Source organism: Microbacterium psychrotolerans, assembly GCF_031085295.1.
In the GTDB taxonomy this organism is placed as follows: Bacteria; Actinomycetota; Actinomycetes; order Actinomycetales; family Microbacteriaceae; genus Microbacterium; species Microbacterium psychrotolerans.
In genome coordinates this window covers 846,268-863,506 of the sequence record NZ_JAVFWO010000003.1, presented here as the reverse complement: position 1 = coordinate 863,506, position 17,239 = coordinate 846,268, and the positions used below count along the sequence as shown (strand labels likewise).

Genomic DNA, 17,239 nt, shown 5'->3' with positions numbered 1-17,239 from the left:
CAGTGCGACGGTGTAGCCCGCGGACGGGAGCGATCATGAAGCGGATCGACATCTATTACGGCGGGGAGCACTACAGCATCGGAGGGCGCCGCTACGAAGACCTCCGGGAGGAAATCGAGGCGGGGATGATCGCAGGGCCCTACTGGCTCGAGGTGAATGACGGCGAAGGCCAGATGCGCGCCGCGCACCTGCTGCTGACGCCGGGCGTCCAGCTGGCGATCGTTCCGGTCCCCGACGAGGATCCCGGGCCGTCGTCGGACCGCGAGTCCGCAGAGAACGGAACGCCGCACCTGGGCTGACCGTGCCGCGGTCCCCCGCCCCTTGCAGCGGCTGCCGGCGCATCGCTCGGAGCTCCGGGCGCTCGGGCCCAGCGGCCGCGGTGTCTCAGATCACGCGTCGCGGTGCGACTCCTGCCGTGCCGCCGGCTCGGCCTCGTCGGGAAGGCTGGCCGTCACGATCACGACGACGTCCTGGACCTTCCAGTCGAGCCGTGCCACAGCCGTGCGCGCCTCCTCGACCTCGTCGAGACGCACCTCGTCGTGGGTGGGCACCGCGAACACCTCGACGTGGAAGACCTGGCCCATGTCGCGCATGCGCACCGCGCTCTCGCGCACCCACGGGAACTCGGCGACGCGGTCGGCGATGCGTGCGATGAGCGGGTGGGGGCGGGCATCGTCCTCGGTGCGGGCGCGCTGGTCGATCAGATCGCGCACGGCGGCGCGCGAGTTGCGCCAGCCGTCCCACACGATGCCGAGCGAGATGAAGAGGGCCGCGGCGCCGTCGAGCCACCAGAGGCCGATGCCGACGCCGAGCACGCCGACGATCGACGCCACGGTGGAGGTCCAGTCCGCCTTCGCCATGTCGGCATCCGCGTACAGCACCTTGTTGTGCAGCTTCGGCGCCAGCTTCGCCTTGGCGTGGCCGTAGAAGAACGGGCCGATCACGATGATGCTCATCACCCCGACCATGAACCAGCCGAGCCAGATCGTCTGCCCGAAGAGGTACACGGTGCCGATCGAGGGGTGCTCGGCGCTCACGAGACCGCTGATCGCCTCGTACGCGAGGTTGCCGCCGACCCCCAGCAATGCCACTCCTGCCACCAGGTGCCCGACGCCCATCATGCGGTGCAGACCGAACGGGAAGGCGCGTGTGGGCGGGCGACGGATGAAGATCAGCGCGACCAGGAAGGAGATCTGCGGGATGAGGGAGAGCATGTCCTCGATCCAGGCGGTCTTCATCGCCTGAGACCCGCCGACGACCAGGGCGATGACGCCGATCGTCACCACGGTGTAGCCGATGGTGAACCATTCCCAGCGGATGGCGCTGCGAAGGGCCTTCTGCTGCTCCGGGGGCAGGTCCGTGCGTCCCATGGTCTTCACGGCGCGACCTCCTGATCGAGATAGCCCTCGATGGCGGCCTGCCATGCGTTCTCCCCCAGCGGTACCAGCAGCACCACGGGACCCCGCGCTCCGGGGATCGTGTCGTAGGCCCGCGTCACGGCGACCCGAGCCGACCACGGCGTCGCGTCGGTCATCCCGCCGATCGCCACGTCGAGATCCCCGGTCTCCAGGTCATCGACGAGGTCCTCCTCGCTGCCCACCGTCCACTCGACCTTCGCGTCGACCGACTCGGCGAACCCCTCGACGAGTCCGGCGAGCGAGCCGCCCACCTGGGAGCCGTCGACCGTGACGAGCTCGCCCGAGGCCGACGCCCCGGCGTGGAGCACCCCGCCGCGCACGCGATCGAGCGTGCCCTGCGGGTCGCTCGGCACCGTGACGCCGCAACCCGAGACGCCCAGCGCGATCACCAGCAGGGGCACGCAGCACACGCGTCGCCACCGGTTCATGCTCCGAGTCTTGCGAACCCCCCGGGCAGCGGGGAGCGCCTTGACCCTCTGCGCCGGGACTGCTACCGCCGATGGCCGGCATCGCGGTGGCGATGCCGGCCATCGGGAGCCGGGGTCACGGGAGGACGATCTCGAAGTCGGGATCGGCCTCGTCGAGCACGCCGAGGATCTGCTGCAGGACGCCCGTGTCGCCGCGCACCTCGATGCCCGCGCTCTGGGTATCGCCGCCCGCCATCTGGATCAGGCGCAGCTTCGACAGCGTCAGCTGCAGCGGCGTGGCGGCATCGGGCTCGCGCTCCACGTAGATCAGCACCCCGTTGCGCAGCGTCACGTGGAAACTGCGACCGAGGTCGGTGAGGGTCAGATCCACCGCGAGATCGAGGTCCCACGCCTTCGGGCCGTTGACCCGGATGGCGAGCGCGTCGAGGAGCTGCTCCGGGGTGAGCTGGGCGATGATGAGCGGCGCCGCCGTCTGCGTCGGGGTGCCGAAGTTGCCCTCGCGCAGCTCCGTCGCGCCAGAGAGGTAGAAGTTGCGCCAGGTGCCGTTCTCGGCTCCGTAGGCGAGCTGCTCGAGCGTGTCGGCGTACAGCGCGCGAGCCGCGGCGTGGTCGGAGTCGGCGAACACGGCGTGGTCGAGGAGCGTCGCCGCCCACCGGAAATCGCCGGCGTCGAACGCCGTCTGCGCGAGCTCCACCACGCGGTCGACTCCCCCGATCGCCTCGACATACCGCTCGGCCAGAGCCTCGGGCGGGTGCGGCCACAGACGCGCCGGGTTGCCGTCGAACCAGCCCATGTAGCGCTGGTAGATCGCCTTGACGTTGTGGCTGACCGACCCGTAGTAGCCGTGCGTGCTCCAGGACGCCTCGAGCGCCGGGGGCAGCTGGATCAGCTCGGCGATCTCGGCGCCGTTGTAGCCCTGGTTGAGCAGGCGCAGCGTCTGATCGTGGAGGTATCCGTACAGATCGCGCTGGATGGCGAGGAAGCCGTTGACCGCCTCGTTGCCCCACGTCGGCCAGTGATGCGATGCGAACACCACCTCGGCCTCGCCGCCGTACCGCTCGATCGCCTCGGTGAGGTACTGCGACCAGATGTGCGGGTCTCGCACGACGGCGCCGCGGAGCGTCAGCAGGTTGTGGAGGGTGTGGGTCGCGTTCTCGGCCATGCAGAGCGCGCGGTAGCGCGGGAGGTAGAAGTGCATCTCCGACGGCGCCTCGGTGCCTGGCGCCATCTGGAACTCGAACTCCACGCCGTCGAAGGTGTGCTTCTCACCGGTGGCCTTGACCTCGAGCGTCGGCGGCAGGATCGTCGGATTGCCCGTCGACGTGGTCTGCCCGAGTCCCGCACCCACCTGCCCCTGCGGCCCGCGCTCGAGCGCGGCGCCGTACATGTAGCCGGCGCGTCGCGACATCGCGGCACCCGCGTAGACGTTCTCGGCGACCGAGTGCTCGAGGAACCCCTCGGGCACGACGATCTGCACCTTGCCCGCCTCGACCTCCTCGGGGCCCACGATGCCGAGCACACCTCCGAAGTGGTCGATGTGGCTGTGCGAGTGGATCACCGCATGGATCGGGCGGTCACCGCGATGCGTGCGGTACAGCGCCATCGCCGCCGACGCGGTCTCGACCGAGATCAGCGGGTCGACCACGATCACGCCGGTGTCGCCCTCGATGACCGACATCACCGAGAGGTCGAGCCCGCGCAGCTGGTAGATGCCGGGAACGACCTCGAAGAGGCCGTGCTTGGCCACGAGCTTCGACTGCCGCCACAGGCTCGGGTGGACGGAGTCGGGGGCGTCACCCTGCACGAAGTCGTAGGTGGAGGCATCCCAGACCACGTCGCCCTTGTCGTTGCGGATCTGGGGGTCGTCGAGGGTTCCGAGGAACCCGCGCTCCGCCGCGGCGAAGTCGTCGACGTCATCGAACGGCAGGGACGCCAGGGCCTTCGCCTGAGCCTCTCTGACCGACGCTTCCGGCTCGCGCTGCTGCATGTGCTTCTCCCTTTCGTGCCGGCCGGACGACCAGATCCTCAGTCTTGCGGAGCGTCGTCGCGGTCGGCAAGCGCCGCGACCGCCGCTCGATTGGTGGCGAAGAACGCCTGACCGGACAGCAGTCCGAGCTCATCCAGGCGAGCCCTGGTGGGCGGCCGGACGCGACCGAACGCGAGCGTCACATCGTTGTGGTGGTCGTGTCCACCTTGGCACGGGCAGGGTGCCTCTCAGCGGCGGCTCACTCGTGGCCAACGAGCTTGAGGCCGACGACGCAGCCGACGAGGCCGACGATCAGCAGCATCCTGACGATCGAGAACGCCTCATCGCCCGTGATCATGGCGTACGCCACGGTGAGCGCGGCACCGATCCCCACCCAGACCGCGTAGGCGGTGCCGGTGGAGATGTCGCGCATGGCCCACGCGAGCCCGCCCATGCTCAGCACGAGTGAGACGCCGAAGATCACGGTCGGCCAGAGCTTGGTGAAGCCCTCGCTCTTGCCGAGCGCGGTGGCCCAGACGGCCTCGAGGATTCCGGAGACGATAAGGATGACCCACGACATGGCTGTGCTCCTGGCCAGTCTTGTCGCTCACCGGGTACTGATCCGTCGTCCGGGGATCCGGTCGGGGATCCGTGCGCCAGCCTAGCCGGTGCCGCTGGGCACCTCCTGGGCAGCCCTCACACCAGGAACAGCCCGTCGAGCAGCCCGGGGTTGTGCGCATGGACGAGCACGAGGAACACCACCGCATCGAAGAGCAGGTGGACCGTGACGACGTAGGCGAGCGATCGCGTCTTCATGAAGATGAAGCCCTGCAGCAGGGCGAACGGGATGGTGAGCAGCGGTCCCCAGGCCTGGTAGCCGAGCTCCCACAGGAACGACACGAACACCACCGACTGCAGCACGTTCGCCTGCCAGAACGGGAAGTGGCGCCGCAGCAGGGCGAGGCACGTGCAGATGAAGAACAGCTCGTCCCAGATGCCGACCGCGCCGACCCCCACGAAGAGCCGTGCGATCAGCTCGGGCGTGTCGACGACCGGCCAGTTGAGGTAGACGCCCGACGTGATGAAGTAGAACGGCAGGATCAGCCACCCGAGCACGAGCACGGCCACCAGCCAGGTCCACTGGAACCGCGTCCAGCGGCCGCCCCCGCGCCAGGGGAAGCGGATCGCGTGGTCGCGATAGACCCACCGCGAGATCGCGTACGGCACCGCCACCGCCCCGCCGAGGGCGAGCGCGAATCGCAGGATCGCGAGGTTGTCGAGCTCGGCCTTCAGCGGGATGGCGCTCACGATGAGCAGGCCCGCCGCGATGAGCGACAGGTCGCGCACCAGCGACGGCGGGCGACGGATGCCGGCGGTCGCCGCGGTGTCGGATCCGGCGGCCGCGCGCTCGCCGCGCGGCCGGTCGGGGGCCGCGCGATCGCCGCGCCGCCGGCCGGGGACCACGCGATCGAGGCGCGAGGGGTGGCCGTGCTCGCCGGCATCCGTCCGCTCGGTCAGCACCGCGATGGCGAGCCCTGCCGCCAGCAGCACCCAGCCGATCCACGGCACGCGCAGGACGAAGAAGGCGGGCGCGGCCAGGCACACCAGGAGCGCGGGCACCACGCCCCACGACCACGCGGCGACGACGGGCGCGGGTGGAGCGTCAGGGTGTGCGGGCATGCGGGCGGCTCCGGGAGTCGGGCGGACGGGGTCAGTGGTCGAGCGGGTGCGCGATCTCATCCTTCGGCATCCCCGCCACCAGGTAGGCCAGCACGCCGAGGATGAGCGGGATCACGCCCGCCGCGATGAAGATCGCCTCGATGGGCACCACCTCCGCGAGCGGGCCTGCCAGCGCCATCGACAACGGCATGAGCGCGAGCGACACGAAGAAGTCGAGGCTCGAGATGCGCCCGAGCATCCGCTGGGGCACGCGACGCTGCAGCAGCGTTCCCCAGATCACATTGCCGTAGCTGAACCCGAACCCGACCAGGAACAGGCACAGCGCCATGACCCAGTAGTCGTGCGTGATGCCGACGATCGCGAAGGGCAGCGTGCTGACGGACCAGACGCCGATCATCACGGTGAGGTACCGGCGCGGCAGCCTCATCGACGACACCACGATGGACCCGAGGACGCCGCCGATCCCGTAGATCGCGAGCAGGAAGCCGAACAGGCGAGGATCCGCACCGATGCGCTGCCGCGTGAGGAACGGCAGCAGCACCTCCTCGGGACCCAGGAACACGAGCACCCAGCCGGTCGCGAACAGCAGCGTCCACAGCAGCCACGGGGTGCGGACGGTGAAGCCGACGGCTTCACGCAGGTCGTGGAACACGCCCCGCACGCCCGCCGGCGGCGCGTGCTCCTCGCCGGCCGCGGCAGGCGGTTCGGGGCGCACGAACAGCAGCAGCACCAGCGCGATTGCGTGGGCGGCGACGACACCCCACGCCGCATGGGCGGGCGCGAACACGGCGGCGACGACGATGCCGGCGGCGGCGGGCCCGGCCGCCTGCTGCAGGGCCGGCCGGATGGCGCCCTCGAGGCCGTTGGCCGCGAGCAGCTGCGCCGGCGGCAGGATGCGCGGCAGGATCGCGCTGTATGCGGGGAAGAAGAATCCGGCGCCCGCGCCCAGCACGAACGCGACGATCGCGAGGTGCGGGATGGTCACCGCGCCGAGCACGCCGGCCACGGCGACGGACGTGATGGCGAGCAGGTTCAGCAGCTCGACGACGCGTAGCAGCAGGCGCCGCGGAACGCGGTCGGCGGCGATCCCGCCCGGGATCGCGCAGAGCAGCAGCCCGACGGCGTTCGCCGCGGCGACGACCGACAGCTCCACCGGACCACCGCCGGCGTCGATGACCGTGTAGACCATGACGACGGCCCACATGCCGGCGCCGAAGATCGACAGCACGACGGCGCCGAACAGCATGCGGAAGTCGCGATGCGCGAGCGGACGCACGAAGCGCCACCGGTCGCGCCGCGCACCGGGCGCGGCGTCCTGCGTCAGGTCGGACCCGGGGATGGGGCCGCGGGCTGCAGGCGCGGCGTCCTGCGCCGGGTCAGGCCCGGCGGCGGGGCCGGGCGCTGCGCTCATGATCTGGCGACGCGGCGGTACGAGAGATCGCGGATGTCGCGTCCCACACGCGCGCCCTTGCGCTCGAACGCCGTGAGCACCCTGCCTTCGAAGCGCGGCGCCCACTCGCCCTCGAACGTCGGCTCGAACTCCGGCGCGGCGGCCATGACGTCGCGCATCTGCCGCGCGTAGTCCTCCCAGTCCGTCGCCAGGCGCAGCACGCCGCCGACCCGGAGCGCGGCGGCCGCGATGCGAGGGAACCCGTCGGCGACGAGGCGCCGCTTGGTGTGCTTCTTCTTGTGCCACGGGTCGGGGAAGAACACCCACAGCTCGTCGACGGATGCCGCCGGCAGCAGATGCTCCAGCACCTCGGGCGCGTTGGCCTCGACCAGGCGCAGGTTGCGCGCGCCGGCGCGGTCGGCATCGAGCATGGTGCGGGCCAGGCCCGCACGGAAGACCTCGATGGCCAGGAAGTCGGTATCGGGCCGCGAGGTCGCGGCGTGCACGATCGCGTGTCCCTGACCCGATCCGATCTCCGCGATGAGAGGCGCCTCACGGCCCCACACGGCGACGGGATCGATCGACGACCCCGGCAGGATGCTGGTGGCCGCCGAATCGCGGGGCACCTCGATCACGTACTGAGGTGCCAGGTCGGTCCAGGCGCGATCCTGCGCCTCCGACATCCGTCCGCTGCGGCGCACGAACGACACCGGCTTCTCACGGAAGGTGCGGGGTTCGGGGGCCGGCGCGGCAGGGTTCGTCACCCCACCAGGCTACCGAGCGCGCCGGACGCCGCCGTCTCGTGCGAGCGCGACGGTCGCCGACACAGCCGTCGCACGAGGCTGCCGTGTCCCGGTCCGGACAACGGCACGGTCCCTACTGCGGCACCGTGACGAAGTCGATGAGCTCCTCCACGCGCCCCAGGAACGCCGGCTCGAGGTCGCGGTAGCTCTTCACCGACGCCAGGATGCGCTGCCAGGCCCGTGCGATGTCGGCCTGGTCGCGCGCCGGCCAGCCCAGCGCCCGGCACACGCCCACCTTGAACGCGATGCCGCGCGGCACTTCGGGCCAGCGCTCGATCCCCACCGCACGTGGAGTGACGCACTGCCACACGTCGATCCAAGGGTGCCCGACGATGAGCACATGAGCGCCGTGGCGTCCGCGCGCGATCGCATCCGCGATGCGCGACTCCTTCGACCCGGGCACGAGGTGATCTACGAGGACGCCGTAGCGGCGCGCAGCCGACGGCGGCTCCTCGTCGAGCGCGGCGTCGAGCAGATCGATGCCCTGCAGGTACTCGACGACGACGCCCTCGGCCCGCAGATCGTCGCCCCAGACCCGCTCGACGAGCTCGGCGTCGTGGCGGCCTTCCACGAGGATGCGGCTGGCCCGCGCCGTGCGTGCCCGGGCGTCGGCGGCGGCGAACGATCCCGACGCGGTCCGCTGGGGCCCGGTGGCGACCGGCGCCGCGGCCGGCGGCCCGAGCACGACGTCCCTGCCGTCGATGAGGAACCCGGGGCCCAGCGGGAACATCCGGCGGCGGCCGGATCGGTCTTCGAGTTCGACCACGCCGCCCGCCACGCCCACCACGGCCCCGCAGAATCCGTCGTCCGCCACCTCGACCACGAGATCGCGGGATGCCGGAACGCGCGGCAGCTCCCGCACCCCGTGCCCCTTCCACCCCGTGGCCAGCACATCGGCGCCGTAGCGATCGTCCATGGTCCTCCTCCGGATCGGCAAGATTACCGGCCGGCCACAGCGGCGCCCCGCAGCGACCCGCATCGCGCCGCCCCCGGATCCCCGGTCGACCAGAAAGCGTACGTTCTCGGCGAACACACATGCGGCGCAGGGGCCGTGGGCTATCGTCGTATCCCCGCGGCTGAATAGACTCGCCGGAGGGGTAACCCGAATCCCAGAGGGGGGATCGATGCGACTGCGATGGGCTGCAGCGCTGGCGTCCGCTGCGGTGGTCGCGGTCACGGCGATCGGCGGCTCGGCCGCGCTGGCGACTCCCCCGGTGACACTCGAGCCGGGCTTCGTGCTCGACGACGCCGATGTGCTGTCGCCGACGGAGGAGGCCGAGGCGCAGAGCCGCCTCGAGCAGCTGAAGTCCGACACCGGACTCGATCTCTGGGTCGTCTACGTCGACGACTTCACCGACCCCGCGGACGCCGCCGACTGGGCGAACCAGACCGCGGACGACAACGGGCTGGGAACCACGCAGTACCTCCTCGCCGTCGCGACCGAAGGACGCCAGTACTACCTCTCGGCAGACTCGGCCGGGCCGCTGACCCAGGACCAGGTCGACACGATCGAGCAGCAGCGGATCCAGCCCGCCCTCGCGCAGGATGACTGGCTCGGCGCCGTGGACGCCGCGGCCGATGGGCTGACCGACGCCGCCGGCGGCGGTTCGGGCGCGGTCGACTCCGGCGCCTCCGGCGGGGGGTCGTGGTTCACCTGGCTCCTCGTCATCGTGGTCGTCGGCGTCGGGATCGTGCTGCTGGTGATGTTCCTGCGGCGCCGGCGCAACCGGGGCGCCGTGCCGGACGGCCCGGGCGGGCCGCCGCAGCCGAGCATCGAGGAGCTCGAACGACGCGCGTCGTCGCTCCTCGTCGAGACGGACAATGCGATCAAGACGAGCGCCCAGGAGCTCGGTTTCGCAAAGGCGCAGTTCGGGGATGCCGCCACCACCGAGTTCGAGGCGGCGCTCGCGACCGCGCAGCAGAGCCTCGACGAGGCGTTCGGGCTCAAGCAGCAGCTCGACGACGCCACCCCCGACTCGCCGCAGGACGCCCGCGCCTGGAACGAGCGCATCATCTCGCTGTGCGAGGCCTCCAACGCGCTGCTCGACGAGAAGGCCGCCGCCTTCGACGAGCTGCGCAAGCTCGAGCAGAACGCCCCCGAGGCGCTGTCCCGCGTGCAGGACGAGCGGGCCAAGGCCGCGGCATCCCTCGACCAGGCGGCGGCGCGACTGCAGGAGCTGCAGTCGGCCTACGCCCCCGAGGCCCTTGCGACCGTCGTCGACAACCCCGCACAGGCGCGCCAGCGCCTCGCCTTCGCCGACGAGCAGCTGACCGCCGCGCAGACCGCGATCGGCGCCGGCGACGGTGGCGAGGCCGCGGTCGGCATCCGGGCCGCAGAAGAAGCGGTCGGCCAGGCGACGCTGCTCGAGGACGCGATCGAGAAGCTCGCGACCGACCTCGCCGCCGGCGAGCGCAACGCCACCGCGCTGGTCGCCGAGCTCGAGAGCGACATCGCAGCGGCCTCGGCGCTGCCCGACGCCGACGGCCGCATCGCGAGCGTGATCGCCGCGACGCGGCAGCAGCTCGATGCCGCGCGCACACAGCTCACCGGCACTGGCAAGCGCCCCCTGGCGGCCCTGCAGAGTCTGGAGGCGGCCAACACGCAGATCGACACACTCGTGCAGGGCGTGCGGGACGCCGCGGCTCAGGCCGAGCGCGCCCGCCAGATGGTCGGGCAGGTCATGATGCAGGCCCAGGCGCAGGTATCCGCCGCAGAGGACTACATCATCGCGCGCCGCGGCGCCGTCGGCGCGCAGGCCCGCACGCGCCTGGCCGAGGCCGGTGCCTCGCTCGCCCGTGCCCAGGCGCTGCAGGCCAGCGACCCGCAGCAGGCCATGCAGCAGGCACAGCGCGCCGACCAGCTCGCGGGGCAGGCGATCCAGCTCGCGCAGAACGACGTCGGCGCCTTCGACGGCGGCGGCATGGGCGGGATGTTCGGCGGCGGGTCGCAGGGCGGTGGCCAGTCCGGCGGCGGCATGCTCGGCGCCGTGCTCGGCGGCATCGTGCTCAACTCCGTGTTGAGCGGCGGGCGCTCCTCCGGCGGCGGCCTGGGCGGTCTGGGCGGCATGCTGGGCGGCGGCGGCCGTTCCTCGGGCGGCGGGATGCGACCCGGTAGCTTCGGAGGCGGCGGCACACGCGCCCGCCGAGGAGGTGGCCGCTTCTGACCTCTCCCCGCGGAGCCGCCCGCACGCGACGCGCGCGGCATCCATTGCCTGAACAGAACTCACCGACCAGAACTGAAGTCCGATAGGAAGGAAATCCGATGGCGAAGCAGTCCATCTTCGGTCGCATCTCGACCCTCATGAAGGCGAACATCAACGCACTCCTCGACTCCGCAGAGGACCCGCAGAAGATGCTCGACCAGCTCGTGCGCGACTACACGAACTCGATCGCCGACGCCGAGTCGGCCATCGCCGAGACGATCGGCAACCTGCGCCTGCTCGAGCGCGACCACCAGGAGGACGTCCAGGCGGCCGCCGAGTGGGGCAACAAGGCCCTCGCCGCCAGCCGCAAGGCGGACGAGCTGCGCAAGGCCGGCAACACCACCGACGCCGACAAGTTCGACAACCTCGCCAAGATCGCGCTGCAGCGCCAGATCAGCGAGGAGAACGAGGCGAGGGCGATCGCCCCGACCATCGCGACGCAGAACGAGGTCGTCGACAAGCTCAAAGAGGGCCTCAACGGCATGAAGCAGAAGCTGGAGCAGCTGCGGTCCAAGCGCTCCGAACTGCTGGCACGCGCCAAGACCGCCGAGGCCCAGAACAAGGTCCACGACGCCGTCAAGTCGATCGACGTGCTCGATCCCACCAGCGAGCTCGGCCGGTTCGAGGACAAGGTCCGCCGCCAGGAGGCCCTGGCCGCCGGCAAGCAGGAGCTTGCCGCGTCGAGCCTGGACGCCCAGTTCAACGCGCTCGAGGACGTCGGCGAGCTGACGGAGGTCGAGGCGCGCCTCGCCGCCCTCAAGTCCGGCACCCCGGTGCAGGCCGCCATCGAGAACTGACCCCTCCGGGGTGACGAGGGCGCCGGATCCGTGAGGATCCGGCGCCCTTCGCCGTCGGGGGAGGCAGGCCCCCCGCGCGCCGTGTTCGCCCACAGCACGGCTCCTCGCTGCGCGGACGGATGCTGCAGCCGTCGGTGTACGAGAAGATGAGGGGATGACGCGATACCTCGTGGTTCCGCAGTGGCAGGGAAGCCCGTCCTCCCGCGCGATGCAGCTCATCGACGGCGCCCAGGCCATCGCTGGAGACCTCCCCCGGTCCTCGACCACGGTGCTCGATGTGCCGATGGAGGCCGGCGAGTCGCTGGGCACCGGCATCCATCGCCTCAGCGCTCTGCAGCGCGTGCGCGGCATGGTGGCCGACGCCCTCGACGCGCATGAGGTCGGCGCGCCCGACGAGCCCGTCCTCACCATCGGCGGCGACTGCGGCATCGCGCTCGCGCCGATCGCGCACGCGGCGCGGCGCTCCCCCGGCCTCGCCGTGGTGTGGATCGATGCGCACCCCGACCTCAACTCGCCCGACTCGTCGCCGTCCGGCGCGTTCGCGGGCATGGTGCTGCGCGCCGTGATCGGCGACGGCGAACCGGGCCTGCGGCTCGACGGCGCCGTCGCGCCCGAGCGGGTCATCGTGGGCGGTGCACGCTCGTTCGACGATCCCGAGCTCGCGGCCGTCGCCGACTTCGGCATCGCCGCCTTGACCGTGGAGGCGCTGCGGGATGCCGACGCTCTCGCCGACGCGGTGCTCGCCACCGGAGCCGACGGGGTCTACATCCACGTCGACATCGACGCGCTGGATCCGGCGGAGATCGCCGGCAATGCGCATCCCGAGCCGTTCGGCGTCACCGTCGCGGAGCTGACGGTCGCGATCGGGCGCCTGCGCGAGCGGGTGCCGCTGGTCGGGGCATCCCTCGCCGGCTACTCCCCCGCGTCGGCCGACGCCGCCACCGACGACCTGGGTGCGATCCTCCGCGTGATCGGGGCGCTCGCATGAGCCCCATCCCGCCGCCACCGGCGGGCTGGCGCGCCGCAGCGGAGCGCTCCGTGGCCCGCGGCAGGCGCGTCGATGAGCTCATCCCCTCGTTCCTGCTGGACTCGCCCATCAGCCGCGTCGGCTACTGGTACGGCTGCGCGGTGGGCTGGGTGTGGGGGACGCTGTGGAGCACCGGTCCCATCGAGAAGCGCGAAGGGCTGTGGGTGTTCCGCGGGATGCCGCGCTGGACCTTCCCACGCGGCGGCTCGTGCGTGGGCGGATGCTTCCTCACCGGCGACGGGCGCATCAGCGATGCGCTGCTGCGGCACGAGGCCGTGCACAAGCGTCAGTGGCAGCGCTACGGCCTGCTCATGCCGCTGCTGTACCTCTTCGCCGGCAGGAATCCGCTGCGCAACCGGTTCGAGATCGAAGCGGGGCTGGCGGACGGCAACTACGTGCCGCGCGGCACGGCCTGACTCACCGAGACAACGGAGCGACGGGGACGCGGCCGGGAGCACCCGGCCGCGTCCGCGGATCACTTGATCCCTTGCGTGTGGCCGTTGCAGCCCCACTCTCCCAGTTCGGGAATGTAGACCTCGGAAGCGCCACCGCCATGCAGGCTGACAGCCTTGCGGACCTCCTGATCGAACTGGCCCCAGTTCTGGGTCTCCCCGGGCTCGACGCCGGAACCGTCGGTTTCGTGGTCCTCCAACCCGGAGTACACGCACGGCGAGTTCGCGTGGCTCGGGCCGCCGGTCGGCTCGCCGTTGCCGTTGAACTCGCCCGCGAACGCGCCGCCCGCGGAACCGAGCACGATGACGGCCCCCACCGCGAAGCCCAGCATGATCTTCCTGCGCATGATGCGCCCCTTCCCCTTGTGGATCAGCGGGCGCGGTCGCCCGCGGCTGTCATCGAACTCCTCGGCTCGATCGGCGTCAAGGGGGTCGGAGTGCCCGGGTCGGATGTGGTGCAGAGTGCTCAGCCGAACCGGACAAGCCGGAGCGGATCGCATCGGAGCAACCCGATGCGCCGCCTCACGCGGTCCGGACGGATGCGGCGCGGCCGACGCGATAGACCTGGCGGCCCAGGACGATCACGACGGCGAGCGGGAAGACGATCCAGAAGAGGTTCGGCAGCACCGCCACCATGAGGAAGCCCACGAGATCGCCGCGCTCCAGGGATTGGCGCGTCATCTCGAGGCCGCTCGAGGCTTCGACGAGGAAATAGATCACGGTCTTCCAGAACGTGGCCACCGTGACCAGGAGCGCCACGACGACACCTGACCAGCGGCGCGCGTGGAACAGTGCCCACACGATGAACACGACCTCGATGAGGTTCGCCCAGCTCTGCGCACTGCCGAAAGCGTCGAACTGCCCGTAGCGATGGTCGAACGTGCCGTAGAAGACATGGCCAGGCCAGAAAGCGGCGAGGGGCCCTCCGGAATGCGAGAGGGGGCCGAGCAGCACGTAGCAGGCGTCATACGTCTGGATGACGGCCGAGATGGTGAGCCACACGACGATCCACGTCGGGATGCGGAGGTCGCGAGGATCGACGGCGAGCGCGGGCGAGGCGGCGGCAGTCTGCGTCATGCGCATGACTGTACCGATAGCGCCCGCCGGGGCGCCCCGGCACGCGGCGTGCCGGCGCGGCGCTCAGCGCGCGGTGGTCAGGCCGTACTGCTCCGGCGCGTGGATGGAGTCCGCGCGGATGCCGAGCTCGACGAGGTGGTCGACGATGTCGGCGGTGCCCAGATAGCCGCCCAGCAGGTGGATGCGGGTCTGGTCGTCCTCGGCGCAGAGCATCTCGTCGGCCCAGGCGGTGACGGCGCGCGCGAGGGCCTCGCCCGATGCGCAGCCGCGGCCGGTGCCAGGCGCGCCGGAGCGCTGCGAGCGATCCAGCCACGTCACGACCATTCGGCTCGGCGCCGTGATGTGCGCCTGCCACGACTCGTCAGGGATCTCGACGAAGACCCGGCCGGTCGAGCAGATCGGCAGCGTCGCGAGCACGGCCTCGAGCTCGGCCAGCGAGGACTCGTCCGCCGTGATCAGGTGCTGCACGCGCGTATGACGCGACGCGCGGCACGCCGACGCGTTGTGCGCGACGGCCTGAGGCTGTGTGGTGTGGGGCATGGCTCCTCCAGTATAACCACCTATGAAGGGTTGCCTTACCTCAGTGATACACAGCGAAAGAATCAGCGCCGCGCGGAAGCGGGTTCAGGCGTCCTGAGTGAGCAGTACGCGGCGAAGTTCGGCGATCTCGTCGTCGGCGAGGCCATGGGCTCGCAGATAATCCCCCGCCGATCCGTACCGATGGGCGACATCCTCGAGCAGGGCGCGCATGACCGGCGCGGGTGAGCGGGTCGCCAGGTCTTCGAGGTGAACCGCCTCGGGATGCAGGGAGCGCAGCGTCTGGACGATCTTGCGGTTGCGCTGCGGCGGAAGCAGACCCTCGGTGCGCGCGTAGTCGCCGACGACGGCTTCGGTGTCGACGCCCGCGGCGGCGAGGGTGAGCGCGATCGTCACGCCGGTGCGGTCCTTGCCGACCGTGCAGTGCACGAGCACCGGCTGGTCGGCGAGGATGCCGCGGACGACCGCGACGACACCTTCGGACGAATCGTCGACGAGGCGCCGGTACATCTCGTCGAGGCTGAGATCGTCGCGGAAGAACGACTCGACCGACCCCAGGAAGAGCGGTACGCGCTGCGTCACGATGTCGAGGCCGGCGATGCGGCTGGGCTCGCGCGCGATCTCGTCGTCGGCGCGGAGATCGATGATGCGCCGGAGGCGCAGCTCCGCCAGTGCGCGCGTGCCCGCGGCATCGAGCCGTGCGAGGTTGCCGGAGCGGAACAGCACCCCGTGACGTGTCGTGCCGGAGCCCGCAGGCAGGCCGCCGACGTCACGGAGGTTCATCGCCCCCGGCACGAACGGGTCCGCGGGCAGAGCGTCGCCCGGGGCCGGCGGGGGGACGGTCACCACGCGGCGCCCGCGGCGGCGTCCTTGTCTTCGCCGACGAGGTCGTCGCGCGGCGGGGTGCTGTAGCGGCCCGCGATCGCGATGCGGTTGAACGCGTTGATCGACACGAGGATCCAGCTGAGCGCCACGTACTCCTTCTCGCTCAGCACGCCTCCGACGCTGTCGTATACCTCGTCGGGGATGCCCGCCTCGTGGATGAAGACATAGGACTCGGCCAGTTCCAGACCGGCGCGCTCACGATCCGAGAAGACGCCCGACTCGCGCCAGACGGGCAGCTGCGCGATGTCGTCCGCCGTCACGCCGGCGGCGACCGCCCGCTCTACGTGCACGCGCACGCAGTAGGCGCAGCCGTTGAGCTGCGAGGCGTGGATCTGCACCAGTTCTTTGAGCCGGTCGTCGATGCCGTTCTCGGCGGCGATGCCGCCCACGGTCTTCGAGAACGCGGAGAGCGCCTGGTAGGCGGGTCGCGCCGCTCGCGAGAGGTGCACGCGGTGTTCTGCCGTCATGACGCCAGACTACCGACGGGTCGGCTGCGGCGGGCCGGGCGACGTCGCTGTGGGGCACAATGAGCGGGTGAGCGACCCCACCGACGAGTTCTCGTTCCTTCCCGAGCAGGCGGCCGAGGCCGGCATCGACGGCCCGACTCCCCGCGGCGAGCGGCTGACGCTCGCCCTTCCCGACGGCCGCACGCTCAGCGCCCTGCGCTACGCGACCGCGGACGCGCCCGACGCGGCACCGGTGGTGACCTTCCTGCACGGCGCCGGCCTCAACGCCCACACGTGGGATACCACGATCCTGGCGCTCGGCCTCCCCGCCCTCGCGATCGACCTGCCCGGGCACGGCGACTCGTCGTGGCGCGACGACATCGCGTACATCGCCCGCGTGCTCGCCCCTGACGTGGCAGCCGGCATCGAGGCCTGGACGGACCGGCCGCAGCTGCTCGTGGGTCAATCGCTCGGCGGGCTCACGGCGGCGGCGGTCGCGGCATCCCGCCCGGACCTCGTGCGCGAGCTCGTCATCATCGACATCACGCCCGGCGTCGATCCGAACGCCGGCCCCACCCAGATCCGCGACTTCTTCGCCGGCCCCGTGGACTGGGCGTCCCGCGACGAGCTCGTCGACCGCGCACTGGCGTTCGGGCTGGGCGGCGGAACCCGCCGCAAGGCCGAGCGCGGCGTCTACTTCAACTCCCGCGTCCGTCCGGACGGGCGCGTCGAGTGGAAGCACCACTTCGCGCACCTCGCGAACGCGGCTTCCGCGTCCCCTGCCGCGGCGGCGCAGGCGTCCGCACAGCAGGACGCCGTGGGCTCGGTGCTCGGCGAATCCGGGTGGGAGGACCTCGCGGCTGTCTCGGCATCGACGACACTGCTCCGCGGCGACCGGGGGTACGTCACGGACGCGGATGCCGCCGAGTTCGTGCGGCGCGTGCCAGAGGCATCCGTCGTCGTGGTGCCATCGGGCCACAACGTGCAGGAGGAGATCCCGACCGAGCTCGGCGAACGGCTGCGCACCCTGGCCGGCGCGTCCTGACCGCGTCGATCCGCGCCCGGGGAAGCCTTAACGCTTCTGTTGCGTTCCGGGTAGCGGATTGCCGTTCGTCGTCGCGATATCCCTA

General features: G+C 71.3%; 18 protein-coding genes, 1 pseudogene and 1 riboswitch. Of the genes and pseudogenes, 6 read left to right on the top strand and 13 right to left on the bottom strand.

Going from position 1 to position 17,239, the window contains the following annotated elements; genetic code table 11:
- The first annotated feature begins 35 nt into the window (after positions 1-35).
- Positions 36-299, top strand: coding sequence for a hypothetical protein (locus Q9R08_RS12865; protein WP_308868439.1), 264 nt, complete (start codon positions 36-38; stop codon positions 297-299).
- Positions 300-389: 90 nt separating this feature from the next.
- Here the strand turns inward: Q9R08_RS12865 and Q9R08_RS12860 are convergent, their stop codons facing one another.
- The 8 genes and pseudogenes from Q9R08_RS12860 to Q9R08_RS12825 all read right to left on the bottom strand — a co-directional run bounded on the left by Q9R08_RS12860 (position 390) and on the right by Q9R08_RS12825 (position 8,601).
- Entirely contained in the window at positions 390-1,370 is a 981-nt protein-coding gene (locus Q9R08_RS12860; protein WP_308868504.1) for a cation diffusion facilitator family transporter, read from the bottom strand.
- A 5-nt stretch (positions 1,371-1,375) separates the two neighbouring features.
- A complete protein-coding gene (locus Q9R08_RS12855) occupies positions 1,376-1,846 on the bottom strand; it encodes a transglycosylase SLT domain-containing protein (protein WP_308868438.1) in 471 nt (156 codons plus the stop codon).
- A 115-nt stretch (positions 1,847-1,961) separates the two neighbouring features.
- The gene (locus Q9R08_RS12850; protein WP_308868437.1) at positions 1,962-3,833 is read right to left on the bottom strand and encodes an alkyl/aryl-sulfatase; all 1,872 of its coding nucleotides are present in this window, start codon (positions 3,831-3,833) and stop codon (positions 1,962-1,964) included.
- 238 nt (positions 3,834-4,071) lie between these two features.
- The gene (locus Q9R08_RS12845) at positions 4,072-4,392 is read right to left on the bottom strand and encodes a DMT family transporter (protein ID WP_308868436.1); all 321 of its coding nucleotides are present in this window, start codon (positions 4,390-4,392) and stop codon (positions 4,072-4,074) included.
- A gap of 9 nt (positions 4,393-4,401) precedes the next feature.
- A riboswitch (guanidine-III (ykkC-III) riboswitch) is annotated at positions 4,402-4,467 on the bottom strand.
- 41 nt (positions 4,468-4,508) lie between these two features.
- On the bottom strand, positions 4,509-5,492 hold the full coding sequence (locus Q9R08_RS12840) for a CPBP family intramembrane glutamic endopeptidase (protein WP_308868435.1): 984 nt from the start codon (positions 5,490-5,492) through the stop codon (positions 4,509-4,511).
- A 31-nt stretch (positions 5,493-5,523) separates the two neighbouring features.
- Positions 5,524-6,794: pseudogene (locus Q9R08_RS12835) on the bottom strand (MFS transporter).
- Between the two features lie 105 nt (positions 6,795-6,899).
- A complete protein-coding gene (gene trmB / locus Q9R08_RS12830; protein ID WP_308868434.1) occupies positions 6,900-7,646 on the bottom strand; it encodes a tRNA (guanosine(46)-N7)-methyltransferase TrmB in 747 nt (248 codons plus the stop codon).
- 112 nt (positions 7,647-7,758) lie between these two features.
- On the bottom strand, positions 7,759-8,601 hold the full coding sequence (locus Q9R08_RS12825) for a DUF3097 family protein (RefSeq protein ID WP_308868433.1): 843 nt from the start codon (positions 8,599-8,601) through the stop codon (positions 7,759-7,761).
- 208 nt (positions 8,602-8,809) lie between these two features.
- Between Q9R08_RS12825 and Q9R08_RS12820 the strand changes: the two genes are divergently transcribed.
- From Q9R08_RS12820 to Q9R08_RS12805, 4 genes are all read left to right on the top strand, one after another.
- Complete coding sequence (locus tag Q9R08_RS12820; protein ID WP_308868432.1) at positions 8,810-10,849, top strand: TPM domain-containing protein; 2,040 nt, start codon at positions 8,810-8,812, stop codon at positions 10,847-10,849.
- 98 nt (positions 10,850-10,947) lie between these two features.
- A complete protein-coding gene (locus Q9R08_RS12815) occupies positions 10,948-11,685 on the top strand; it encodes a PspA/IM30 family protein (RefSeq protein ID WP_308868431.1) in 738 nt (245 codons plus the stop codon).
- Between the two features lie 154 nt (positions 11,686-11,839).
- Positions 11,840-12,673, top strand: a complete 834-nt coding sequence (locus Q9R08_RS12810; protein WP_308868430.1) for an arginase family protein — start codon at positions 11,840-11,842, stop codon at positions 12,671-12,673.
- Positions 12,670-13,128, top strand: coding sequence for a Fe-S oxidoreductase (locus Q9R08_RS12805; RefSeq protein WP_308868429.1), 459 nt, complete (start codon positions 12,670-12,672; stop codon positions 13,126-13,128). Before Q9R08_RS12810 ends, Q9R08_RS12805 begins: the two co-directional genes overlap by 4 nt.
- Positions 13,129-13,187: 59 nt before the next feature.
- On the opposite strand, the gene Q9R08_RS12800 is transcribed toward Q9R08_RS12805, so the two are convergent.
- The 5 genes from Q9R08_RS12800 to Q9R08_RS12780 form a co-directional block, all read right to left on the bottom strand.
- A complete protein-coding gene (locus tag Q9R08_RS12800) occupies positions 13,188-13,511 on the bottom strand; it encodes a hypothetical protein (RefSeq protein WP_308868428.1) in 324 nt (107 codons plus the stop codon).
- A gap of 175 nt (positions 13,512-13,686) precedes the next feature.
- Entirely contained in the window at positions 13,687-14,241 is a 555-nt protein-coding gene (locus Q9R08_RS12795) for a hypothetical protein (RefSeq protein WP_308868427.1), read from the bottom strand.
- Positions 14,242-14,304: 63 nt separating this feature from the next.
- Entirely contained in the window at positions 14,305-14,781 is a 477-nt protein-coding gene (locus Q9R08_RS12790; protein WP_308868426.1) for an SIP domain-containing protein, read from the bottom strand.
- An 84-nt stretch (positions 14,782-14,865) separates the two neighbouring features.
- Positions 14,866-15,561: a tyrosine-protein phosphatase gene (locus Q9R08_RS12785; RefSeq protein ID WP_418001352.1), complete on the bottom strand. Its 696-nt coding sequence runs from the start codon at positions 15,559-15,561 to the stop codon at positions 14,866-14,868.
- Between the two features lie 59 nt (positions 15,562-15,620).
- Positions 15,621-16,130 carry a carboxymuconolactone decarboxylase family protein gene (locus tag Q9R08_RS12780; RefSeq protein ID WP_308868424.1) on the bottom strand — a complete coding sequence of 170 codons (510 nt, stop codon included), beginning with the start codon at positions 16,128-16,130 and terminating at the stop codon, positions 15,621-15,623.
- 67 nt (positions 16,131-16,197) lie between these two features.
- Here Q9R08_RS12780 and Q9R08_RS12775 point away from each other — a divergent pair, with 67 nt between their 5' ends.
- A complete protein-coding gene (locus Q9R08_RS12775) occupies positions 16,198-17,154 on the top strand; it encodes an alpha/beta fold hydrolase (RefSeq protein ID WP_308868423.1) in 957 nt (318 codons plus the stop codon).
- Positions 17,155-17,239 lie beyond the last annotated feature (85 nt).